Source organism: Pseudomonas sp. KH_024_B2 (assembly GCF_057839965.1).
This window is the reverse complement of sequence record NZ_CM174502.1, coordinates 1,570,653-1,593,078: the sequence shown is the minus strand read 5'-3', so window position 1 is coordinate 1,593,078 and position 22,426 is coordinate 1,570,653. Positions and strand designations below refer to the sequence as shown.

General features: G+C 57.2%; 16 protein-coding genes, 2 tRNA genes, 3 rRNA genes and 2 pseudogenes. 5 read left to right on the top strand and 18 right to left on the bottom strand.

The genetic code is table 11. The features are described 5' to 3' along the window. Nucleotides 1–169: 169 nt before the first annotated feature. The 9 genes from AC3I0A_RS07525 to AC3I0A_RS07485 all read right to left on the bottom strand — a co-directional run bounded on the left by AC3I0A_RS07525 (nucleotide 170) and on the right by AC3I0A_RS07485 (nucleotide 9,407). A complete protein-coding gene (locus tag AC3I0A_RS07525) occupies nucleotides 170–1,195 on the bottom strand; it encodes a histone deacetylase family protein (RefSeq protein ID WP_489377033.1) in 1,026 nt (341 codons plus the stop codon). A gap of 10 nt (nucleotides 1,196–1,205) precedes the next feature. Continuing rightward, nucleotides 1,206–2,435 carry a Zn-dependent hydrolase gene (locus AC3I0A_RS07520; RefSeq protein WP_489377031.1) on the bottom strand — a complete coding sequence of 410 codons (1,230 nt, stop codon included), beginning with the start codon at nucleotides 2,433–2,435 and terminating at the stop codon, nucleotides 1,206–1,208. Between the two features lie 58 nt (nucleotides 2,436–2,493). Next, entirely contained in the window at nucleotides 2,494–3,804 is a 1,311-nt protein-coding gene (locus AC3I0A_RS07515; protein ID WP_489377029.1) for an OprD family porin, read from the bottom strand. Between the two features lie 49 nt (nucleotides 3,805–3,853). Continuing rightward, nucleotides 3,854–4,486, bottom strand: coding sequence for an RraA family protein (locus AC3I0A_RS07510; RefSeq protein ID WP_489377027.1), 633 nt, complete (start codon nucleotides 4,484–4,486; stop codon nucleotides 3,854–3,856). Continuing rightward, entirely contained in the window at nucleotides 4,479–4,871 is a 393-nt protein-coding gene (locus AC3I0A_RS07505) for a RidA family protein (protein WP_489377025.1), read from the bottom strand. The genes AC3I0A_RS07510 and AC3I0A_RS07505 overlap by 8 nt, the downstream gene beginning before the upstream one ends. A 21-nt stretch (nucleotides 4,872–4,892) precedes the next feature. Next, nucleotides 4,893–6,266, bottom strand: a complete 1,374-nt coding sequence (locus AC3I0A_RS07500; protein ID WP_489377024.1) for an MFS transporter — start codon at nucleotides 6,264–6,266, stop codon at nucleotides 4,893–4,895. Between the two features lie 161 nt (nucleotides 6,267–6,427). Beyond that, nucleotides 6,428–7,357: a 2-hydroxyacid dehydrogenase gene (locus AC3I0A_RS07495; protein ID WP_489377023.1), complete on the bottom strand. Its 930-nt coding sequence runs from the start codon at nucleotides 7,355–7,357 to the stop codon at nucleotides 6,428–6,430. After that, nucleotides 7,354–8,109, bottom strand: coding sequence for a class II aldolase/adducin family protein (locus tag AC3I0A_RS07490; RefSeq protein WP_489377022.1), 756 nt, complete (start codon nucleotides 8,107–8,109; stop codon nucleotides 7,354–7,356). The genes AC3I0A_RS07495 and AC3I0A_RS07490 overlap by 4 nt, the downstream gene beginning before the upstream one ends. After that, nucleotides 8,106–9,407 (bottom strand): MFS transporter, encoded by a 1,302-nt coding sequence (locus tag AC3I0A_RS07485; RefSeq protein WP_489377020.1) that lies wholly within the window; start codon nucleotides 9,405–9,407, stop codon nucleotides 8,106–8,108. Before AC3I0A_RS07485 ends, AC3I0A_RS07490 begins: the two co-directional genes overlap by 4 nt. Before the next feature lie 154 nt (nucleotides 9,408–9,561). On the opposite strand from AC3I0A_RS07485, the gene AC3I0A_RS07480 reads away from it, so the two are divergent. After that, a complete protein-coding gene (locus AC3I0A_RS07480; RefSeq protein WP_489377018.1) occupies nucleotides 9,562–10,530 on the top strand; it encodes a LysR family transcriptional regulator in 969 nt (322 codons plus the stop codon). Between the two features lie 3 nt (nucleotides 10,531–10,533). Here the strand turns inward: AC3I0A_RS07480 and AC3I0A_RS07475 are convergent. The 7 genes and pseudogenes from AC3I0A_RS07475 to AC3I0A_RS07445 form a co-directional block, all read right to left on the bottom strand. Next, nucleotides 10,534–10,729: pseudogene (locus tag AC3I0A_RS07475) on the bottom strand (penicillin-binding transpeptidase domain-containing protein); the annotation flags it as partial. A gap of 213 nt (nucleotides 10,730–10,942) precedes the next feature. Then, a pseudogene (locus AC3I0A_RS07470) lies at nucleotides 10,943–11,059 on the bottom strand (methyl-accepting chemotaxis protein); the annotation flags it as partial. A gap of 114 nt (nucleotides 11,060–11,173) precedes the next feature. Next, nucleotides 11,174–11,289, bottom strand: a 5S ribosomal RNA gene (gene rrf / locus AC3I0A_RS07465). A 150-nt stretch (nucleotides 11,290–11,439) separates the two neighbouring features. Then, nucleotides 11,440–14,330, bottom strand: a 23S ribosomal RNA gene (locus tag AC3I0A_RS07460). A 239-nt stretch (nucleotides 14,331–14,569) separates the two neighbouring features. After that, nucleotides 14,570–14,645: transfer RNA gene (locus AC3I0A_RS07455), tRNA-Ala, on the bottom strand. Nucleotides 14,646–14,654: 9 nt separating this feature from the next. Next, a tRNA-Ile gene (locus AC3I0A_RS07450) sits at nucleotides 14,655–14,731 on the bottom strand. 122 nt (nucleotides 14,732–14,853) lie between these two features. Beyond that, nucleotides 14,854–16,392 (bottom strand): 16S ribosomal RNA (locus tag AC3I0A_RS07445). Together the 16S, 23S and 5S rRNA genes with 2 tRNA genes alongside form the textbook arrangement of a ribosomal RNA operon. A 706-nt stretch (nucleotides 16,393–17,098) precedes the next feature. Here AC3I0A_RS07445 and rhtA point away from each other — a divergent pair. Both rhtA and AC3I0A_RS07435 read left to right on the top strand, forming a co-directional pair. Next, nucleotides 17,099–17,986 (top strand): threonine/homoserine exporter RhtA, encoded by an 888-nt coding sequence (gene rhtA / locus AC3I0A_RS07440; RefSeq protein WP_489377016.1) that lies wholly within the window; start codon nucleotides 17,099–17,101, stop codon nucleotides 17,984–17,986. 167 nt (nucleotides 17,987–18,153) lie between these two features. Next, on the top strand, nucleotides 18,154–18,435 hold the full coding sequence (locus AC3I0A_RS07435) for a hypothetical protein (RefSeq protein WP_489377014.1): 282 nt from the start codon (nucleotides 18,154–18,156) through the stop codon (nucleotides 18,433–18,435). A gap of 12 nt (nucleotides 18,436–18,447) precedes the next feature. On the opposite strand, the gene AC3I0A_RS07430 is transcribed toward AC3I0A_RS07435, so the two are convergent. Beyond that, nucleotides 18,448–19,017, bottom strand: coding sequence for a TetR/AcrR family transcriptional regulator (locus AC3I0A_RS07430; protein WP_489377012.1), 570 nt, complete (start codon nucleotides 19,015–19,017; stop codon nucleotides 18,448–18,450). Nucleotides 19,018–19,111: 94 nt separating this feature from the next. On the opposite strand from AC3I0A_RS07430, the gene AC3I0A_RS07425 reads away from it, so the two are divergent. Together AC3I0A_RS07425 and AC3I0A_RS07420 are read left to right on the top strand one after the other, a co-directional pair. Further along, a complete protein-coding gene (locus AC3I0A_RS07425; RefSeq protein ID WP_489377010.1) occupies nucleotides 19,112–19,852 on the top strand; it encodes an SDR family oxidoreductase in 741 nt (246 codons plus the stop codon). A gap of 39 nt (nucleotides 19,853–19,891) precedes the next feature. Continuing rightward, nucleotides 19,892–20,482 (top strand): 2-hydroxychromene-2-carboxylate isomerase, encoded by a 591-nt coding sequence (locus AC3I0A_RS07420; RefSeq protein WP_489377008.1) that lies wholly within the window; start codon nucleotides 19,892–19,894, stop codon nucleotides 20,480–20,482. Nucleotides 20,483–20,583: 101 nt separating this feature from the next. Here the strand turns inward: AC3I0A_RS07420 and AC3I0A_RS07415 are convergent, their stop codons facing one another. Beyond that, nucleotides 20,584–22,392, bottom strand: coding sequence for an aminopeptidase P family protein (locus AC3I0A_RS07415; protein ID WP_489377006.1), 1,809 nt, complete (start codon nucleotides 22,390–22,392; stop codon nucleotides 20,584–20,586). Nucleotides 22,393–22,426: the final 34 nt, after the last annotated feature.

The window sequence follows — 22,426 nt, the reverse complement described above, 5'->3', positions numbered from 1 at the left end:
CGGGCTTGCCCGCGCTGGGGCGCGCAGCGGCCCTAAAATCGGCAATCGCATTGTGTCAGGGAGAACGCATTTGCCGGTTTTACGACTGCTTCGCCCGAGCGCGGACCGGCCGACGGGGGCAAGCCCCCTGCCACAATAGAGCGCTCAATTCAAAGTCGGCGCTCAGTCTTTAGAGCTCCCAGACACCCGGCCCCTGAAAAAACGCCTGCGCATTGTCCTCAAGACTCTCCAGATGATAGCCGCCCTCCTGCACGATCAGACACGGCAAGCCAAGGCTGCGAATCCGCTCGCCCAGTTTAGCGAAACCCTCGCGGGTCACCGCCACTTTGCTCTGCGGGTCCAGCTCATAAATGTCGAAGCCCAGCGACAGCACCAGCACATCCGCCCGGAAGTTCTTCACCGCCGCCAGCGCCAACTCGAGCTGAGCCAGAAAGTCCGCCTCGCTGGCACCGTGAGCCATTGGCAGGTTCAGGTTGAAGCCCTCCCCTGCACCCACGCCGCGCTCGTCGGCAAAACCGGCAACCCCAGGATAGAAGTTGGTCGGATCGCCATGAACCGAGACATACAGCACATCATCGCGGTCATAGAAAATCTCCTGAATGCCCTGACCGTGGTGCATGTCGGTATCCAGCACCGCGACCCGTTCGAAACCGCTGCGCAGCACCTGGGCGGCAATCGCCGCATTGTTCAGGTAGCAAAAACCACCCGCCGCTTCGGCCCGTGCATGGTGCCCCGGTGGCCGGCACAACGCGTAAGCCGCCGGTTCGCCATCGAGCAACGCCTGGGCCCCGGCGATAGCGCTTTGCGCCGACCAATAGGCCGAACGCCAGGTCAGCTCACCCACCGGGCAACTGCCATCGGCCAGATACCGCGCAGCCTGAGCGAGAATTCCGCGCAACGCATTAGGCTCGCGGACGAAGATGTTCGACATCACCTCCTCGCCCCAGTCTTCGGGAATTTCCTTCCAGCGCTCATGGGCCTCCCGCAGGAATTCCAGATAGGCCGCACCATGCACCGCCAGCAAAGGTTGCATGCCTGCATCCGCAGGTTGCAGTACCTCGAAACCCAGAGCGTGCGCCGCATGTACCAGCCGCTGAGCTCGCTCGGGGACTTCCTGTGGCGTGCGCATCTGGCCCCGTGAGTAGTAGCTGCGCGGGTGATGAAGCAATTGTTCGGGGTGGAAAAAACCGCGCATCCGCTTCTCCTTATTCAGCCTGACCTGCACGAGCCAGCACGGCGTTGAGCAGCACATCAGTGCCTTGGCGCACGTCTTCGGGCAACACGTCTTCAGCTTCGTTATGACTCAAGCCGCCGACGCAGGGAATGAACACCATGGCCGTCGGGCAGAACCGCGCCAGGTGAATCGCATCATGCCCGGCGCCGCTGACAATCGATTGCTGAGCATAGCCCAGACCATCCACCGCGTGCTGCACCGCCGCCACACACTCGGCATCGAACGGTGTCGCCGGGCTGATCCAGTGCGGGCTGATGGTCACCTTCAACCCACGGCCCTCGGCGATCGCTTGCAAGCGCTCGCGGACCTGTTGCTCCATGGCCTCGATGGCTTCGTCGCGGTGATGACGCAAGTCTACGGTGAAGTTCACCAGTCCGGGAATGGTGTTGCGCGAGGACTTGGCGATGCTCAGTTCGCCAACGGTGGTCAGGCCTTCGGGAACAAAATCGGTGGCCAGCGCTTCCACTGCCAGAATCATCTGCGCGGCGCCATACAGCGCATCCTTGCGCAACGGCATCGGCGTGGTGCCGGCGTGGGCGGCCATGCCATCGACCCGCACGTCGAGCCAGCGAATCGCCTGACCGCCGCTGACCACACCAATGCTCTTGGCGTTGTCTTCAAGGATCGGCCCTTGTTCGATATGGGCTTCGAAATACGCATCGACCGCACCGCCCAACGGCCGTTCGCCGGCATAACCGGTGCGTTGCAGCGCCTCGGCCACACTGATGCCATCGACGTCACGCACGGCCAGCGCGGCGTTCAGATCCATGATGCCGGTGAACACCGCCGAACCGAACATTGCCGGGGTGAAGCGCGCGCCTTCTTCGTTGGTCCACACCGCCACTTCCAGCGGCTTGCGGGTTTTGATGTCGAGGTCATTCAGCCGTCGCACCACTTCCAGGCCAGCGAGCACGCCATACACACCGTCGAAACGCCCGCCTTCGGGCTGGGTGTCGAGGTGGCTGCCCATCATCACCGGAGCGGCATCCGGATCGGTCCCGGCGCGGCGGGCAAACAGGTTGCCGATCGGGTCCACGCTCAAGGTCATCCCGGCCTCGCGACACCACTGGGCAAACAATTCGCGCCCGGCCTTGTCTTCTTCGCTCAGAGCCAGACGGCAGCTACCACCGCGCGCCGTTACGCCGATTTCAGCCATGGCCATCAAGCTGGCCCACAGACGTTCGCCATTGATTTTCAACATCAGTCATTCTCCAAAAACAGGCGGCGCTCCAGCGCCAAAGGGCATTTCCAGGCGATGATCAGAACAACGGCAAGCTGTAACTCACCACCAGGCGATTCTGGTCCTGATCACGAGAGGCTTCGCTGCGCGACGCAGCATTGCGCCACCCCATGGCCACGCCTTTGAGCGGACCGCTCTGGATCACGTAATCGAGGCTGAAGTCGCGCTCCCATTCCTTTTGATCCTGACCCGATGCGGTCTGAATCCCCGTGCCAGACAAGTACATCGCCGAGGCTTTGAGCCCCGGTACGCCGAGGGCTGCAAAGTCGTAGGTGTATTGAGCGAAACCGGTACGCTCGCCGGCGCGGGTGAAGTTCTGGATATAGCGATCGGTCAGCAAATACACACTGGAGCCCGCAGCGCCTTTGTCCGGCAAACCGCCCTGATTGAGCTGGACGAAATTGCTGTCTTTGGACACCTGTTGATAACCCGCCATCAGCGCATGGGCGCCAATGCTCCAGGTGAAAGCCAGGCTCCAGGTATCGTTGTCGATCTTGCCATTGCCATCCTGGGTGAAGCCGCTGACCCGGTAGCCTTCGCCACGCCCGGCAGCGGATGCGTTGGCCCCCTCGCTGGTGGTCTTGAAGTAGCGCAGGTCGGATTTCAGCGAGCCAAAGTCACCCAGTTTCAGGTTATGCACCAGACCACCAAAGTGCTGCTGGTAATAGTCCTCGAGGTTGGCGTAGTAATACTGCGCGAGCAGCGCATCGGTGACCTTGTAATCGGCCCCGGCGAAATTGAACGAGTTGCTTTCCTGGGTCCCGCCCGCCACCGCCAATCCGGTGCGGTCACTGGAGCCCCGGCCGGTCGCGTGTTCGATATGGCCGCCGGTCAGCGTCAAATGTTCGAAGTCGTTGGAGACGATCTGCCCGCCTTCGAAGGTCTGCGGCAACAGGCGACCATCGTTGGCCACCAGAATCGGCAGCTTGGGCGTCAAGGTGCCGTAACGCATCTCTGTCTTGGCAAAACGCATCTTCGCCGTGGCGCCCAGGCGTGCCCATTGCTCAGCGGCACCGTTGCCGTCGTTCGGGATCATCGAGCTACCCACATGGCGACCGTCGCCGCTGTCGAGACGAATGCCCAGCAGTCCCAACGCATCAACCCCGAAACCCACAGTACCGTCGGTAAAGCCCGACTGATAATTGAGCATGAAGCCCTGTGCCCACTCTTCGGTTTTCGACGGAGCAGCGCTCCCGTCGCGATTATCGTTATTGTAATAGAAGTTTCGAACAGCCAGTGTCGCGTGGCTGTCTTTAACAAAATCCGCCATGCTCAACGGACTGAAAAGTGCACTACCGATCATGGCCAGAGCCAAGGGTTGTTTGTTCATTAAATGGAATTCCATAAAGTAGCAGTTGCCCTTGGCGGGCAACTTTCTACTATTGATTAGTTACGACACTCAGCACTTGCGCCAGCGGTTCACCGGCGCACAACCGCTCCAGCAACTGCGGCTCGACGCGATCAGAAGCCAGCGCTTGCTCGATAACTCCCGCCGCTGTTTCCAAGTCGAGAAACAGCACGCCGTTATCGTCGGCCAACACCAGATCGCCGGGGTGCACCACGACCCCGGCGCAGTGAATCGGCTGATTGATCGGGCTGTCGCCACGGCCATGGAGCTTGGTGGTCAACAGGCTGGTGCCGCGGGCAAACACCGGCAACCCGGCCTCGCGCAGTTCCAGCAGGTCAGTCACCACACCGTCCACCACAATGCCTACGGCGCCGGCGCAGCGAGCCGCGCAACTGGTGACCGCGCCGACCGGCGCATGCCGCAGGTCGCCGCCGGTATCGATGACCAGCACATCCCCGGGCTGTAACAGCGCCAGTGCCTGGTTCACCGCGATGGCATCGGCACCGCGCAGACTCAAGGTCACGGCGCGACCGACCAGCTTGACGCCCGGCACCATGGCGCGCAGCTGGGAGTCGGCAAAGCCGTCTTCGAGAAAGTGCCCGAGCGTGGGGAAACTCACCGCGTTGAGTTGCTCGATCAAATGCGCCTGTTGCGACTTATCCATGCTCCGCAGCTCCTTTGATCAGCTCGGCCACGCAGTCGATTTCCAGTGATACGCCCCACAGCGCGACACACACCGTGGTGCGTGCCGGTGGCGCATGACCGAGCAACTCGCGGTAGACCTCGTTGAAGGGCTCCAGCTGTGCAGGGTCGGTCAGGTAGGCGTTGACCTTGACCAGATGACTGAAGTCGGAGCCCGCCTCGATCAGGATCGCCTCAAGGTTGCGCAAGGTCTGGCGCACCTGTTCGGCAAAGCTCGCAGGCTGGTCGTCGAGCCCGCTCTGAGCCGGAATCTGCCCGGCGGTAAACACCAGATGACCGCTGACCACCGCTTGTGAATAAGGCCCCACCGGCCCGATGAAACCGGGTGCTGACTGGATTCTGCGCATGCTGTGTAAACTCCGTAGGGATCAGGCCGCAGCCGATTTCAGGGGGGTGGCAGCGGGCTGGTCACCGGCCAAAGCCGTGACTTCGCTGATGTCTTTCTTGAAGGTTTCGGTCAGCAACAACAGCGCCACCAACGAGATCAGCGCCGCGCCGATCATGTACCAGGCCACGGACGAACCTTTACCGGTGGCCGCAAGCAAGGCGGTGGTGACAATCGGGGTCGCCGCGCTGCCCAGCAGGCCGGACAGCATGTAGCTGATGGACAACCCCGAATAACGAACCCGGGTACCGAACAGCTCGGCGAGGAAGGTCGCAATCGGCCCGTAGTTGGCGGCGAACGCGGTCATCAACAGCAGGTAGCCGAAGATCACCATCGGCAGTTCCTTGGTGTCCATCAACCAGAACATCGGGAACGCCACCAGCGCTTCAGCGACGATCCCGGCAACGATGATCGGCTTGCGTCCGTAACGATCCGACAGCGCCCCGAACACCGGCAGCATGACGATGCACCAGGCACAGGACAGCAGCACCACGCCGAGCATCACACTGCGGCTGAAACCGAGGTTCTGCGTGCCGTAAGTCAGACCGAAAGCGACGATGATGTTGAAGGAAGCGCCAGTCGACATGGTGGCAATACCGCCCAGCAGCACTTGCTTCCAGTATTTGCGGAAGACTTCGGCCACCGGCATTTTGACCTGAACCTCAGCTTCCTTGACCTTGTTGAAGGCCGGGGTTTCGGAGATGTTCAGGCGGATATACAGGCCTACAGCGATCAACACCACGCTACCCAGGAACGGAATCCTCCAACCCCAGGCCAGCAGGTCTTCAGGCGACAACCAGGCGGCAATCACCAGGAATGCCAGGTTGGCGATCATGGTCCCGGCCGGAACCCCGATCTGTACCCACGAACCATAGAGTCCGCGTTTGTTGGCCGGTGCATGTTCCACCGCCATCAATACTGCGCCACCCCACTCACCGCCCAGCGCCAGGCCCTGAATCACCCGTAATAGCAGCAAGAGAATGGGCGCCCAGATGCCGATGGCTGCGTAGTTGGGTAACAGGCCAATGGCAAAGGTCGCCGCGCCCATGGTCAGCAGCGAAATCAACAGCATCGACTTGCGCCCGAGACGGTCGCCGTAATGCCCGAACAGTGCCGCCCCGACGATCCGTGCCAGATACGCCGAAGCGAAGGTGCCAAACGCCAGCAAGGTGCCGATCAGCGGGTCAAAATCCGGGAAGAACACTTTGTTGAATACCAGGGCCGACGCCGTGGCGAATACAAACAGGTCATACCACTCCACCGTGGTGCCGATCACACTGGCGACCGCCACTTTCTTCATGTTTACTTCAACTTCGGGTGGCGCGGATGACTTTTCTACAGACGATACTTCGCTCATAACTATCTCCAGAGAGTTCCTTCAGAACTCGTTATTTAATTGTTCTAACTGGCAGTAAAACGTCTAAAGCGAGGATTGTTTTTATAACCGGCCCATCAACGTGAACCGGTTCGCAAGGCATTACTTCTCTATCACCAACTTTTCCCTGTTAACGAAGTCAATTAATAACCCAACGTCATGTCCACGCAGTTCAATAACGGTTCACCTGCATTCAAACGTCGAACGTTTTCCGCCACTTGCTCGGCGATACAGTCATGGGACGCCGCCGAAGCCATGTGCGGAGTAATGGTCACACCCGGCATGTTCCAAAGCTTATGCTCCAGCGGCAACGGTTCGCGCTCGAACACATCAAGCATTGCCCCACGCAACTGACCACTGGCCAGCGCCTGTTCAAGATCATCGATCCGCAGATGAGCACCCCGACCAACGTTGACCAGCGCCGCGCCGTGGGCGAGTCGATCGAACGTGCTGCTGCCGAGAATGCCGCGGGTTTCAGGGGTCAATGGCAGCAAGTTGATCAACAACTCCACGCCATCGAGAAAGGGTTCAAAGCCTGCAGTCCCGGCGAATGTCTGCACTCCCGGCAAGTCCTTGGTACCACGGGCCCAACCGCGCACCGCATAACCGGCGGCGGCCAGATCACTGGCGATGGCACTGCCCAGCGAGCCAAGGCCCATGACCCCGACCTGGAACTGCCTGGCCGAACGCTGCTGTGGACGTTGCCAGATCTGCTCGCGCTGCTGTTGCAGCACTTGATCGAAGCCACGGTGATAGTGAATCACCGCCCAACGCACGTACTCGGTCATCCCTTGGCGATGGCCAGGGTCGACCACCCGGCACACCGGCAAATCGGGGCACGAGGGGTCGTGCTCAAGATGATCGACCCCCGCAGCCACGGAGTGGATCACCTGCAGATTGCTCAACGCCCCCAGACTCCCGGGCAACGGAAACCAGCACGCGGCCACCTGAGCCTCTGCTGCCAACGGATCATCCATGAGCACCGCGTTCAACTGCGGTGCAGAACGGGCAAATGCGGCTTGCAGTTGCTCGAGCAAAAGACTGTCGCGTGACAGCAGGACGACGGTGTTCATGAGCAGTAAGACTCGCGCTGGGACTCAATCAGGGTCAGGGCGGCCTCCCAGGCCAGATCGGTGATGTTGTCGGACTCATCCCGATCGAACTGCGCGGCCGTGTGCACGCAAACTTCCGGGGAAGGGAAATGCAACGCCGTACCACCGGCCAATGCCTGGACCTGTGCCTGGCAGGCACGCTCCAGAAAATGAATTTCCTGGAAGGCTTGAGCCACGCTGATACCGCCGACCAATAGCCCGTGATTGCGCAGGATCATCGCCCGGTGCGGCCCCAGGTCGGCAATCAAGCGTTCGCGCTCATCCAGCGACAAGGCGATGCCTTCATAGGTGTGATAGGCCAGCTTGCCGTAGAACTTCAGCGCGTGCTGGCTGATCGGCAACAAACCGTGCTGTTGGGCCGCGACCGCCATGCCGGCGGCGGTATGGGTATGGATCACGCAGTTGAGGTCCGGGCGAGCCATGTGAATCGCCGAGTGGATGACGAAACCTGCCGCGTTGACCCGATGGTCAGCGTAGGTCGGGTCGACGATCCGTCCCTGCTGGTCGATACGCACCAGATCGGACGCGCGCATCCGGTCGAAAATCACTCCGTAGCGGTTGATCAGAAAGTGATGTTCAGGCCCCGGAATGCGCAGGGTGATATGGGTATCGATCAGGTCGGTCATGCGAAAGTGCGCGACCATCCGATACAGCGCCGCCAACTCGCAACGGGCCCGCCATTCAACCGGGCCAATGTGTTCAGGTTTGCTCACGAATACACCTCTTTAGGAGCGTGGGAGACGACCGGGTTGGCCCGCAACCGGGCCAGGCCGCAAACGCCGATCAAGGACAGGGCCGCCAGCAGCGAGAAGAACACCGCCAGCGGTAACCATTGTCCGGAAAACTTGCTTGCCAGCAGCGTGCCGATCAGCGGCGTGCTGCCGCCGGCCAGGGCGCAGCTCAATTGGTAGGCGATAGAAATGCCCGAATAGCGCAGGTGCACCGGGAAGGCCTGGGTCATGTAACCGGCGATCACCGCGTACAAGGCCGAGAGGATCACTACCGCCAACGCGATGCCGATGATCATCAGGAAGATGTTTTGCGTACCGACCAACAGGAACATCGGGTACGGCGTGACCATGCACAGCAAGGCGACGAGCTTGAGAAAGCGGCCTTCGCCGATGCGCTCGGCCAACAGCGCGGAAAGCGGTTGGGACAGCAGCTGGATGATGGTCACCAGAAACAGGCAGTCGAGAATCGTCGAGCGAGCGATGCCTTGATACTGAGTGACGTAAGTGATCATGAAGGTGTTGGTGAAGAAGAACCCGGCCGAACCGATGGTCACTGCCGCGGCGGCAAACAGGATCTGCCGCCAGCAGGTGCGGATCACTTCCATTACCGGGTATTTGGCGGTCTCGTTGTTGTCCCGCGCTGCAGCAAATTCCGGCGACTCGTGGACCCCGGAGCGGATCATCAGACCGACCATCATCAGCACGCCGCTGGCGAGAAATGGCAGGCGCCAGCCCCAGTCGAGGAAGTCCTGCTGATCGAGGGAGGTCACCAGACGAAAAGCGATCAATGCCAGCAGCAAACCAGCCGGGCTGCCGAGTTGAGCGAAGGACGCGTAGAACGTCTTGCGGTTGGCCGGTGCGTGCTCGCTGGCCATCAGCACCGCCCCGCCCCATTCGCCGCCGACCGAAATGCCCTGGATCAACCGCAGCACGATCAGGCTGATCGGCGCCCAGATTCCGGCACTGGCGTAGCTGGGCAACAGGCCAATGCCGGTGGTGGCCAGGCCCATCAGCGCCATGGTCACCAGCAGCATTTTCTTGCGCCCGAGACGGTCACCCAAATGGCCAAACACCATGCCGGCCATAGGGCGGGCAATGAAGCCAACGGCGAAACTGCCGAACGCTGCGAGGGTGCTCATCACCGGGTCGCTGCTAGGGAAAAATACCTGCCCAAGCACCAACGCCGCGGCCGTCGCGTAGATATAGAAATCGTAAAACTCGATGGTGGTGCCAATAAAGGCGGCCGCCGCCGCTCGTCGCGGCTGAGGGGTGGTATGCATGCAAGGACCCTGTGTATTTATTTTTGGGCAGGTACTGAAGGCTGAATCCGGTTGCACTCTATGGCGCTTGTGAGCTTTATCGCCTTCGGGCTAGGATTAGTCAATTTTCAAATTCTTATCTTTACTATTAGCACTGCTACTACATGGGAAAATCATGCCCTCACCCGCCTCCACCTCCAATCCATGGGTCGGCCGACGCTTTCTCAATGACCGACTCGACTGGAACCTCTTGCGCACCTATCTGGTAATCGGTCAGGAAGGCAGCATGAGCCGCGCCGCAGCGCGCTTGCACATCACCCAGTCAGCCGTGAGTCAGGCGCTTAAACGTCTCGAAGAACAGCTCGATTGTGTGTTGATTGCACGTAGCGGAAGGCGCTTCGACCTGACCGAAACCGGGGAAGAAGTGCTGCGCATTGCTGCGGATATTTACGGAGATATTTCGCGGTTGGGGACGGTGGTGGAGAGTCGGCATGACGACCTGGTGGGCAAGATTCGCCTGCTCACTGTCAGCGGTGTGCAGGCGTCGCACTACGATGAGTTTCTGGCGGACTTCCATGTAAGCCACCCGAACGTCGAGCTGGAAGTCGAAGTGATGGGCAGCTCGAACATCATCAGTTCACTGCTGCAAAAGACCGCGACCGTGGGCGTAGGCTTGTGCCGGCTGGCACAGCCACGGCTGGAACAGCGCGTACTGTTTCGCGAGCGTTATGCGTATTTTTGCGGGCAACGCCATCGGCTGTTCGGACAGCAGAATCTGACACTGCAACAACTTGCCGCGGAGAACTTCGTCAGCTTCACCAGCGATCAACTGGGCGGCAATCTTTCACCCCTGACGCTGTTTCGCGACCAGCAAGGTTTTACCGGCAAGATCGTCGCGTCTTCCACCAGTTTCGAAGAGATTCACCGCCTGATCTGCGCAGGATTCGGCATCGGCTGTTTGCCTGTTCATCTGGTGCGGCAAGATGTCGAACAGGGCCTGCTCTGGCGTCTACCGCCTGAGGACGGGGTGGTGGATTTCGATATTCAGCTTCTGTGGAATCGCGAGCAGCGAATGAGCCAGGCCGAGAGCGTGTTTCTGGAGAGCTTCCAGCACATGCTGAGCATTCGTGAGCATGTGCTGTAGCCTCAGACGTGGGATCCCGGGCTTTTTGCTCGGAGCGGCGTATTGCGGCTTCAGGTGACCATACTGATCCAGCAGCCAGGCGTCCATGATCTGCCGCACCACGGGACCTGCGACGCGACCACCCGCCTCGCCGTTTTCAATCATCACCGAGATGACGATCTTCGGATGTTCCGCCGGCAAAGCCGACGAACAAGGCGTTAAGGCTCGTAATGCGCTCAAACTGTTTGCGTAAGGCACAAGCTCATCGGTGATAGACACACCGCAATCGCGAGCAAGCTCGCTCCCACATTTGATCTTCAGCGAACACAGAGTTTGTGTACGACTTCGATCCAGTGTGGGAGCGAGCTTGCTCGCGATGAACGATAACGCGGTCCGGCAGACAGACCTCAATCAAATCTTGAAGCTATCGACCAATTTTGCGCACCTCATCCGCCACCACCGCAAAACCACGACCGGCTTCACCGGCATGCGCCGCTTCGATGGCAGCGTTGAGCGCCAGAAGGTTGGTTTGCTGGGAGATGCCTTTGATGGTCCGTGTTGCAACCATTGCGGTCCAACCCCAAGACATCATGTATCTCTGGTTTTCGGCAGCACAAAAACAAAACCCCTACCTGCATACGCAGATAGGGGTTTTGGAATTTAATCTTGACGATGACCTACTCTCACATGGGGAAACCCCACACTACCATCGGCGATGCATCGTTTCACTGCTGAGTTCGGGATGGGATCAGGTGGTTCCAATGCTCTATGGTCGTCAAGAAATTCGGTAGCCGGCTCGTTTACTCAGTTGAGTTCACGCTCCAGCGAATGGGTATGCGATAGATTTGTGTGTTGCGAACTTTCGACTGTTGCGTCTTCACACACCGCAATCTGGTGTCCTTTCGGATCAACAAATTGCTTGGGTGTTATATGGTCAAGCCTCACGGGCAATTAGTATTGGTTAGCTCAACGCCTCACAGCGCTTACACACCCAACCTATCAACGTCGTAGTCTTCGACGGCCCTTCAGGGGACTCAAGGTCCCAGTGAGATCTCATCTTGAGGCTAGTTTCCCGCTTAGATGCTTTCAGCGGTTATCTATTCCGAACATAGCTACCCGGCAATGCCACTGGCGTGACAACCGGAACACCAGAGGTTCGTCCACTCCGGTCCTCTCGTACTAGGAGCAGCCCCTCTCAAATCTCAAACGTCCACGGCAGATAGGGACCGAACTGTCTCACGACGTTCTAAACCCAGCTCGCGTACCACTTTAAATGGCGAACAGCCATACCCTTGGGACCGGCTTCAGCCCCAGGATGTGATGAGCCGACATCGAGGTGCCAAACACCGCCGTCGATATGAACTCTTGGGCGGTATCAGCCTGTTATCCCCGGAGTACCTTTTATCCGTTGAGCGATGGCCCTTCCATACAGAACCACCGGATCACTAAGACCTACTTTCGTACCTGCTCGACGTGTCTGTCTCGCAGTCAAGCGCGCTTTTGCCTTTATACTCTACGACCGATTTCCGACCGGTCTGAGCGCACCTTCGTACTCCTCCGTTACTCTTTAGGAGGAGACCGCCCCAGTCAAACTACCCACCATACACTGTCCTCGATCCGGATAACGGACCTGAGTTAGAACCTCAAAGTTGCCAGGGTGGTATTTCAAGGTTGGCTCCACGCGAACTGGCGTCCACGCTTCAAAGCCTCCCACCTATCCTACACAAGCAAATTCAAAGTCCAGTGCAAAGCTATAGTAAAGGTTCACGGGGTCTTTCCGTCTAGCCGCGGATACACTGCATCTTCACAGCGATTTCAATTTCACTGAGTCTCGGGTGGAGACAGCGCCGCCATCGTTACGCCATTCGTGCAGGTCGGAACTTACCCGACAAGGAATTTCGCTACCTTAGGACCGTTATAGTTACGGCCGCCGTTTACCGGGGCTTCGATCAAGAGCTTCGCGTTAGCTAACCCCATCAATTAACCTTCCGGCACCGGGCAGGCGTCACACCCTATACGTCCACTTTCGTGTTTGCAGAGTGCTGTGTTTTTAATAAACAGTCGCAGCGGCCTGGTATCTTCGACCGGCATGAGCTTACGGAGCAAGTCCTTCACCCTCACCGGCGCACCTTCTCCCGAAGTTACGGTGCCATTTTGCCTAGTTCCTTCACCCGAGTTCTCTCAAGCGCCTTGGTATTCTCTACCCAACCACCTGTGTCGGTTTGGGGTACGGTTCCTGGTTACCTGAAGCTTAGAAGCTTTTCTTGGAAGCATGGCATCAACCACTTCGTGTACCAAAGTACACTCGTCATCAGCTCTCGGCCTTAAGATCCCGGATTTACCTAAGATCTCAGCCTACCACCTTAAACTTGGACAACCAACGCCAAGCTGGCCTAGCCTTCTCCGTCCCTCCATCGCAATAACCAGAAGTACAGGAATATTAACCTGTTTTCCATCGACTACGCTTTTCAGCCTCGCCTTAGGGACCGACTAACCCTGCGTCGATTAACGTTGCGCAGGAAACCTTGGTCTTTCGGCGTGGGTGTTTTTCACACCCATTATCGTTACTCATGTCAGCATTCGCACTTCTGATACCTCCAGCAAGCTTCTCAACTCACCTTCACAGGCTTACAGAACGCTCCTCTACCGCATCACCTAAGTGATACCCGTAGCTTCGGTGTATGGTTTGAGCCCCGTTACATCTTCCGCGCAGGCCGACTCGACTAGTGAGCTATTACGCTTTCTTTAAAGGGTGGCTGCTTCTAAGCCAACCTCCTAGCTGTCTAAGCCTTCCCACATCGTTTCCCACTTAACCATAACTTTGGGACCTTAGCTGACGGTCTGGGTTGTTTCCCTTTTCACGACGGACGTTAGCACCCGCCGTGTGTCTCCCATGCTCGGCACTTGTAGGTATTCGGAGTTTGCATCGGTTTGGTAAGTCGGGATGACCCCCTAGCCGAAACAGTGCTCTACCCCCTACAGTGATACATGAGGCGCTACCTAAATAGCTTTCGAGGAGAACCAGCTATCTCCGAGCTTGATTAGCCTTTCACTCCGATCCACAGGTCATCCGCTAACTTTTCAACGGTAGTCGGTTCGGTCCTCCAGTTAGTGTTACCCAACCTTCAACCTGCCCATGGATAGATCGCCCGGTTTCGGGTCTATTCCCAGCGACTAGACGCCCTATTAAGACTCGCTTTCGCTACGCCTCCCCTATTCGGTTAAGCTCGCCACTGAAAATAAGTCGCTGACCCATTATACAAAAGGTACGCAGTCACCCAACAAAGTGGGCTCCCACTGCTTGTACGCATACGGTTTCAGGATCTATTTCACTCCCCTCTCCGGGGTTCTTTTCGCCTTTCCCTCACGGTACTAGTTCACTATCGGTCAGTCAGTAGTATTTAGCCTTGGAGGATGGTCCCCCCATATTCAGACAAGGTTTCTCGTGCCCCGTCCTACTCGATTTCATGACCAAGAGATTTTCGCGTACAGGGCTATCACCCACTATGGCCGCACTTTCCAGAGCGTTCCGCTAATCTCAAAGCCACTTAAGGGCTAGTCCCCGTTCGCTCGCCACTACTAAGGGAATCTCGGTTGATTTCTTTTCCTCAGGGTACTTAGATGTTTCAGTTCCCCTGGTTCGCCTCTTACGCCTATGTATTCAGCGTAAGATAACCATCTTATGATGGCTGGGTTCCCCCATTCAGACATCTCCGGATCAAAGTCTGTTTGCCGACTCCCCGAAGCTTTTCGCAGGCTACCACGTCTTTCATCGCCTCTGACTGCCAAGGCATCCACCGTATGCGCTTCTTCACTTGACCATATAACCCCAAGCAATCTGGTTATACTGTGAAGACGACATTCGCCGAAAATTCGCAATTTAACTCACAAATTTTACCTTAGCCTGATCCGTTACCAGTGAAAGTAACGTTCAGTCTATCTTTCTATCACATACCCAAATTTTTAAAGAACGATCTAATCAACAAAGATCAGAAATCAACATTCACCATCGTTTGATGGAATGCTCATTTCTAAGCTTTACGACACAGAAGCAAGTTTATGGTGGAGCCAAACGGGATCGAACCGTTGACCTCCTGCGTGCAAGGCAGGCGCTCTCCCAGCTGAGCTATGGCCCCATACAAAATTGGTGGGTCTGGGCAGATTCGAACTGCCGACCTCACCCTTATCAGGGGTGCGCTCTAACCAACTGAGCTACAGACCCAATTTCGAGCTTGTAACTGTTAGCGTGAGCTATCAGCCTGGAGCTTAAAGCTGCTTCTATCGTCTTCTTCAATGAATCAAGCAATTCGTGTGGGAACTTATGGAGCAGCTGATGTCGTCGATTAAGGAGGTGATCCAGCCGCAGGTTCCCCTACGGCTACCTTGTTACGACTTCACCCCAGTCATGAATCACACCGTGGTAACCGTCCTCCCGAAGGTTAGACTAGCTACTTCTGGTGCAACCCACTCCCATGGTGTGACGGGCGGTGTGTACAAGGCCCGGGAACGTATTCACCGCGACATTCTGATTCGCGATTACTAGCGATTCCGACTTCACGCAGTCGAGTTGCAGACTGCGATCCGGACTACGATCGGTTTTCTGGGATTAGCTCCACCTCGCGGCTTGGCAACCCTCTGTACCGACCATTGTAGCACGTGTGTAGCCCAGGCCGTAAGGGCCATGATGACTTGACGTCATCCCCACCTTCCTCCGGTTTGTCACCGGCAGTCTCCTTAGAGTGCCCACCATGACGTGCTGGTAACTAAGGACAAGGGTTGCGCTCGTTACGGGACTTAACCCAACATCTCACGACACGAGCTGACGACAGCCATGCAGCACCTGTCTCAATGTTCCCGAAGGCACTCCGCTATCTCTAGCAGATTCATTGGATGTCAAGGCCTGGTAAGGTTCTTCGCGTTGCTTCGAATTAAACCACATGCTCCACCGCTTGTGCGGGCCCCCGTCAATTCATTTGAGTTTTAACCTTGCGGCCGTACTCCCCAGGCGGTCAACTTAATGCGTTAGCTGCGCCACTAAGAGCTCAAGGCTCCCAACGGCTAGTTGACATCGTTTACGGCGTGGACTACCAGGGTATCTAATCCTGTTTGCTCCCCACGCTTTCGCACCTCAGTGTCAGTATCAGTCCAGGTGGTCGCCTTCGCCACTGGTGTTCCTTCCTATATCTACGCATTTCACCGCTACACAGGAAATTCCACCACCCTCTACCATACTCTAGCTCGACAGTTTTGAATGCAGTTCCCAGGTTGAGCCCGGGGATTTCACATCCAACTTAACGAACCACCTACGCGCGCTTTACGCCCAGTAATTCCGATTAACGCTTGCACCCTCTGTATTACCGCGGCTGCTGGCACAGAGTTAGCCGGTGCTTATTCTGTCGGTAACGTCAAAACCATCACGTATTAGGTAATGGCCCTTCCTCCCAACTTAAAGTGCTTTACAATCCGAAGACCTTCTTCACACACGCGGCATGGCTGGATCAGGCTTTCGCCCATTGTCCAATATTCCCCACTGCTGCCTCCCGTAGGAGTCTGGACCGTGTCTCAGTTCCAGTGTGACTGATCATCCTCTCAGACCAGTTACGGATCGTAGCCTTGGTGAGCCATTACCTCACCAACTAGCTAATCCGACCTAGGCTCATCTGATAGCGCAAGGCCCGAAGGTCCCCTGCTTTCTCCCGTAGGACGTATGCGGTATTAGCGTCCGTTTCCGAACGTTATCCCCCACTACCAGGCAGATTCCTAGGTATTACTCACCCGTCCGCCGCTCGCCACCAGGTACAAGTACCCGTGCTGCCGCTCGACTTGCATGTGTTAGGCCTGCCGCCAGCGTTCAATCTGAGCCATGATCAAACTCTTCAGTTCAAACATCTTTGGGTTTTTAAGAAACCCTAAACTTGGCTCAGCAATCGTTGGTTACATCTTTGATTTCTCGCGGAGTAACTTGTGATGCTGATAATCTTGTTGACTATCAGTCTGACTCCACAAGCACCCACACGAATTGCTTGATTCAGTTGTTAAAGAGCGGTTGGTTAAGATCTTTCGTCTCAACCGAGGCGCGAATTCTACGCTTTCCCCTGCTGCTGTCAAGCGGTTATTTTCAGAAGCTTTCAAAGTTTCCTTTGTAACTTCAACCACTTGGCGCTTCCGATCACTCGTTAGCGGGAGGCGAATTCTACAGCGTTACACGCTGCTGTCAACACCTCTTTTACACCGCTTTCGACCGAGTGGATCGAACCGTTAATAGAGTCAAACAAACCGACTTTACCAACTCCTTCTGAACCTCGATGAACTGAAGCAACTCGCTGTCGAAAACTGCGTAACTCTTTGTTTACCAAGGAGTTTTCCGTTTCGACTGCGCCGGAAGTGGGGCGAATTATAGGCTTTCAGAATCTGCCGTCAACCCTTAATTCAGGTTAGCTATCAAGAATCATCGAAAACCGCTAAAACCCTGCTTATATAGAGAGATACACAAACAATCTGCGCAGTATATTGCTCAATTCGTAGAGGTTGAGCATCATGTACCGCGCGTATACCTTTACGCCTCCACTACTCCGGATGATGCCTCTTAATGAATGACCACCCCCGCAGCCTTGCTTCGATCCTGTTCCCGGTCGGGCTGCTGCTTATCGCCATGGCTTCAATCCAGTCCGGAGCCTCTCTCGCCAAAAGTATGTTCCCCATTGTGGGCGCCCAAGGCACCACGACGTTACGGCTGATGTTTGCCAGCATCATCATGTTGCTGCTGCTACGCCCCTGGCGCGCGAAACTCACCGCCAGCTCCCTGCGCACGGTCATCGTCTACGGTATGGCACTTGGCGGGATGAACTTCCTCTTCTATATGTCACTCAAGACCGTCCCGTTGGGGATTGCGGTTGCCCTTGAGTTCACCGGCCCGCTGGCGGTTGCTATATATGCTTCACGCCGGGCAATCGACTTTCTGTGGATCGGTCTGGCGGTCATAGGTCTGCTACTGCTGATCCCCACGGGTGACACCAGTGCCAAAATCGATCTTATAGGTGCTGGCTATGCGCTGGGTGCCGGCGTCTGCTGGGCGCTGTATATCCTGTTCGGGCAAAAGGCCGGGGCAGACAACGGCGTTCAAACCGCCGCGCTGGGTGTAATGATTGCCGCTTTGTTCGTAGCGCCTATCGGCATCGTCCATGCGGGAGCGGCGTTATTGACTCCATCCTTGATTCCAATAGCCATTGGTGTCGCCATTCTCTCTACCGCCCTGCCCTACACCCTTGAGATGGTCGCCCTCACCAGAATGCCAGCCCGGACCTTCGGCACGCTCATGAGCATCGAACCCGCTTTCGGTGCCTTGTCAGGGTTGTTGTTCCTTCACGAGTATCTGTCCCTGGCCCAGTGGCTGGCCATTGCTTGCATCATCCTCGCCTCCGTTGGCGCCACCATGACCATGCGCCGCGAATCCAGCCCCGTGCTCGCTGCCGACTGAAAGTGGATTTGACGAAGCTCTGGTATTTGCCGCTCAATTAGGCCATGTTTAGGTTCTAACTCTGTGTAAGCCATGGACTTTTCGATAGGGACATCGTCAACGCGACGCGCAAGAGCGGATAAAGCCCGACTTTGGGGCCAGACCCGAAGTCAGCTATAAGGAAAGGAATGAAACGAGTTTTGATATTGCTAGTCGTACTTGCCATTGCAGGCTGTGCTGCGACCTCAAAAACCGAGGTAAAGCGCGGGAAGAAGGGATTGCATATCAACTGCTCCGGCCTGTCCTCTTCCTGGGACAAGTGCTACACCAGTGCTACCAATTCATGCGCCCCCAAAGGCTACAAAGTGATCGCCAAATCAGGTGATGCTGTCGAGGAGCCCGGTGATTACCCCTTCGGCCTCAATCCCGCCGGTTATACGAGTCGCAGCATGATCGTCATCTGCAAGTAAACGGGCAGAGTGTCATTCAACGCTCTGCCCCTCGATCTGACGACCCATCTCGAAGTAACTCGACTCCAGGACTTTGCGTTGAATCTGCGGACTTGCCAGCATCCGCGCCACGACCAGAGCGCCAACGCATTGCGACAGAATCGCCCACGCCAGGCTTTCGCTGCCTAAAGTGCGAGCCCAGCTTTCCTGCAATCGACAAATCCATTGTTCCGCCTGCTGTCGAACAGCGATGTCGGAGCGAGCGATTTCAGCGCCCAACGCTGGCAGGGCACAACCTGTCTCGGGCTGCTCAACATGCGCCATACTCAAATAGTGCTTGAGACAGCGCTCAAGCCTTTTCCGGCTCTGCTCACCATCCCCGCTTAACCGCTCAAGGCTCTGACTCAGCTCACGCTCGACGATCGAACTGAACAGCTCGTCTTTTGAAGAAAAGTGGCTATAGAAAGCCCCGCCACTGAGCCCTATCGCCTTCATAAACCCGTCGACGCCAACCGTGGAAAAACCTTCTTTCTTGGCCGACACAGCACTGCTTTCCAGCAATCGCTCTCTGGTTTCCTGCTTGTGGCTGGCTGAATAACGCATCGCTCCCCCCTATGGATATATCGCCTTGACGCATTCAGGATCATAGCATAACGTTCGTTTAGTTAACGATCATTTACCAAAACAGGCGATACCCATGACTACAGCCATTAATAACAAAAAAGTCGTATTGGTCGTCGGTGCAGGCGATGCCACCGGCGGAGCAATAGCCAAACGCTTCGCCAAGGAAGGTTTTGTCGCCTGCGTTACTCGGCGCAGCGCTGACAAGTTACAGCCCCTGGTCGATGCAATCCAGGCTGCGGGAGGTGACGCCCATGGCTTCGCCTGCGATGCACGCAAAGAAGATGAGGTGATTGCGCTGGTCGAACAGATCGAGAGCCAGATCGGCCCGATCGAAGCCTTCGTCTTCAACATCGGCGCCAATGTGCCGTGCAGCATTCTTGAAGAAACTGCACGCAAGTATTTCAAGATCTGGGAAATGGCCTGTTTCTCGGGATTCCTCAACGCTCGTGAAGTCGCCAAACGTATGGCCACCCGCCAACGGGGCACTATCCTGTTCACCGGTGCAACAGCAGGAATACGTGGAGCTGCCGGGTTCGCCGCCTTTGCCGGCGCCAAGCACGGGATTCGGGCATTGGCCCAAAGCATGGCCCGCGAACTGGGCCCAATGAACATCCATGTCGCCCATATCGTCGTCGACGGCGCTATCGATACGGACTTTATCCGCGACAGCTTTCCGGAGAAATACGCACTCAAGGATCAAGACGGCATCCTCAACCCGGAACACATCGCCGAAAACTACTGGTACCTGCACAGTCAGCCGCGAGATGCCTGGACCTTCGAGCTGGATCTACGGCCATGGAGCGAACGCTGGTAAGCCCTCCCCCCTAACAATAATCAGAGAGCACAACCCACCATGAGCAAAATCGTAGAGTTTTTCTTCGACCTTGGCAGCCCCAGCACTTACCTGGCCTATACCCAATTACCAAAGATCTGTGCCCAAACCGACAGCCAGCTTATCTATCAACCCATGCTACTGGGTGGTGTATTCAAAGCCACCGGCAATGCCTCGCCCATCAGCATCCCGGCGAAGGGGCGCTACATGCTTCACGATCTTGAGCGCTATGCCAAACGCTACGACGTCCCACTCAATTTCAATCCGCATTTTCCGGTCAACACCCTTTTACTGATGCGCGCTGTCACCGGCATGCAGCTGCGTCACCCGGAATGTTTCCTCGATTTTATCGACTGTCTTTTCCGCGCCTTGTGGGTTGATAAGCGCAACCTCAATGACCCTGCGATAGTCGCTGCGGTATTGACGGATAACGGCTTTGACCCGACCGAAATCCTGGCTCTGAGCAATGATGAAGAGGTCAAGGCAGCCCTTAAGGACAAAACCGAACAGGCCTTGCAACGCGGGGTGTTCGGCGCGCCGAGCATGTTTGTCGATAACCGGTTGTTCTTCGGCCAGGACCGTCTGGACTTTGTCCTCGAAGCCTTGAGCTAAATCTCGATAACCAGCCGCCCCTCCCCTTGCCGGGTCATAGGTGTCTTTGGCGGTTTGCAAAGCTTGCGCCGCCAGCCTTGAGCTGACGGTGCAGAAGCGATTTAAATAGCCGCCGTTCGGCTGTTCAACCACTCCAGAGCGGCACCGTCAAGCAGCGGACTCAAACGCTCACGGACTTGCGCGTGATAGCCGTTGAACCACTCTTTTTCGTCTTGAGTCAGCAATGCCGGCTCCAGGCAGCGGGTGTCGATCGGGCACAGGGTCAGGGTTTCGAACTTGAGGAACTCGCCGAACTCGGTGCTGCCCGCTTCGCGATTCAACACCAGGTTCTCGATCCGCACACCCCAGCGGCCGGGACGATAAGTACCCGGTTCGATGGAGGTGATCATCCCCGGCTGCATCGCCGTTTGTGGCGCCGGCGCGGCCTGATAGGCAATCACCTGCGGACCTTCATGAACATTGAGGAAGTAACCGACGCCATGACCGGTGCCGTGACCGTAATCGACACCTTCGGCCCAGATCGGCGCACGGGCAATCGAATCCAGCAACGGCGACAGAATGCCCCGTGGGAACTGCGCCCGGGACAGCGCGATCACGCCTTTGAGTACCCGTGTGCAATCACGCTTCTGCTCCTGAGTCGGCGTGCCGACTGGCACCATGCGGGTAATGTCGGTGGTGCCGCCCAGGTACTGACCGCCGGAGTCGATCAGCAACAGGCCATCGCCTTCGATCAGCGCATGCTCATCGAAGGTAGCGTGATAGTGCGGCATCGCGCCGTTGGCATTGAACGCCGCAATGGTGTTGAAGCTCAGCGAAACATAGCCGGGCCGACGGATACGCGCCGCCGTCAGGTGCTCATCGATGGTCAGTTCGGTAATCCGCTCGCGACCCAACGCGGTTTCCAGCCAGGCGAAAAACTCGCACAGCGCCGCGCCGTCCTGCTCCATGGCCTGACGAATATGCTCGGCATCGGCGAGGCTTTTTTGCGATTTGGCCAAGGTGGTCGGGTTCAGCCCTTCGATCAGTTTTACGCCACTGCCCAGGTTATCCAGCAGACCCGCCGTCACCCGCGCCGGATCGACCTGCAGGCTCGCGCCGCTCGGTACTGCGTTCAATGCCGCGGCCACTTCGCTGTAATCGCGCAGGGTCACCCCATCCTGTTCGAGGATCGCGCGCAGTTGCCCATCGACTTTGCTCAGCGCCACAAACAGCGTCGCCTGCTGCTGCCCGATCAAGGCGAAAGACACGAACACCGGGTTGAACGACACGTCAGCGCCACGCAGGTTGAACAACCAGGCGATGTCATCGAGGGTCGCGATAAAGTGCCAATCGGCGCCGCGGTCTTTCAGGCTCTGGCGCAGTTTGGCGAGTTTCTCGCCACGGCTGACAGTGGCCTGAGGCGGCAGATGTTGGTAGATCGGCTGATTCGGCAGTGCTGGACGGTCTTGCCAGACTTCATTCAACACATCGATATCAGTACGCAGCCGGGCGCCACGCTCCTGCAGTTTGGCACCCAGAGTTCGCGCCGAAGCCACTGCCATGACCGCGCCATCGACGGCAACCACGCCGCCTTCGGGCGTTTGCTCAGCCAGCCAATCCAGCGGGCCTGGCTGCCCAGGCTGGAGTTTCACCAACTCGATGCCGCTGCCCTTGAGTTCCTTGGTCGCCTGCTCCCAATAACGGCTGTCAGCCCAGACGCCGGCGAAGTCCCCAGTCACGATCAGCGTGCCGACCGAGCCATGAAAGCCCGACAGCCATTGCCGTCCCTGCCAGTAACCGGGAAGGTATTCCGACAGATGCGGATCGGCCGACGGCACCAGCAGGGCGTGAATGCCCTCCCGGCTCATCAGCTCGCGGGTTTGCGCCAGGCGCCGGGAAACCACTCCGTTGGTCAAAGGCTGCGTGCTCATTGTGTCTCCTGCTAATCACTGATCATTTTTATTG

Excerpts from the sequence above, each read along its gene's own strand:
- rhtA (WP_489377016.1), top strand. The coding sequence starts at position 17,099 with ATGAATGACCACCCCCGCAGCCTTGCTTCGATCCTGTTCCCGGTCGGG.
- AC3I0A_RS07520 (WP_489377031.1), bottom strand. The coding sequence starts at position 2,435 with ATGTTGAAAATCAATGGCGAACGTCTGTGGGCCAGCTTGATGGCCATG.
- AC3I0A_RS07415 (WP_489377006.1), bottom strand. The coding sequence starts at position 22,392 with ATGAGCACGCAGCCTTTGACCAACGGAGTGGTTTCCCGGCGCCTGGCG.
- AC3I0A_RS07485 (WP_489377020.1), bottom strand. The coding sequence starts at position 9,407 with ATGCATACCACCCCTCAGCCGCGACGAGCGGCGGCGGCCGCCTTTATT.
- AC3I0A_RS07515 (WP_489377029.1), bottom strand. The coding sequence starts at position 3,804 with ATGAACAAACAACCCTTGGCTCTGGCCATGATCGGTAGTGCACTTTTC.
- AC3I0A_RS07525 (WP_489377033.1), bottom strand. The coding sequence starts at position 1,195 with ATGCGCGGTTTTTTCCACCCCGAACAATTGCTTCATCACCCGCGCAGC.
- AC3I0A_RS07420 (WP_489377008.1), top strand. The coding sequence starts at position 19,892 with ATGAGCAAAATCGTAGAGTTTTTCTTCGACCTTGGCAGCCCCAGCACT.
- AC3I0A_RS07425 (WP_489377010.1), top strand. The coding sequence starts at position 19,112 with ATGACTACAGCCATTAATAACAAAAAAGTCGTATTGGTCGTCGGTGCA.
- AC3I0A_RS07435 (WP_489377014.1), top strand. The coding sequence starts at position 18,154 with ATGAAACGAGTTTTGATATTGCTAGTCGTACTTGCCATTGCAGGCTGT.
- AC3I0A_RS07495 (WP_489377023.1), bottom strand. The coding sequence starts at position 7,357 with ATGAACACCGTCGTCCTGCTGTCACGCGACAGTCTTTTGCTCGAGCAA.
- AC3I0A_RS07510 (WP_489377027.1), bottom strand. The coding sequence starts at position 4,486 with ATGGATAAGTCGCAACAGGCGCATTTGATCGAGCAACTCAACGCGGTG.
- AC3I0A_RS07430 (WP_489377012.1), bottom strand. The coding sequence starts at position 19,017 with ATGCGTTATTCAGCCAGCCACAAGCAGGAAACCAGAGAGCGATTGCTG.
- AC3I0A_RS07505 (WP_489377025.1), bottom strand. The coding sequence starts at position 4,871 with ATGCGCAGAATCCAGTCAGCACCCGGTTTCATCGGGCCGGTGGGGCCT.
- AC3I0A_RS07500 (WP_489377024.1), bottom strand. The coding sequence starts at position 6,266 with ATGAGCGAAGTATCGTCTGTAGAAAAGTCATCCGCGCCACCCGAAGTT.
- AC3I0A_RS07480 (WP_489377018.1), top strand. The coding sequence starts at position 9,562 with ATGCCCTCACCCGCCTCCACCTCCAATCCATGGGTCGGCCGACGCTTT.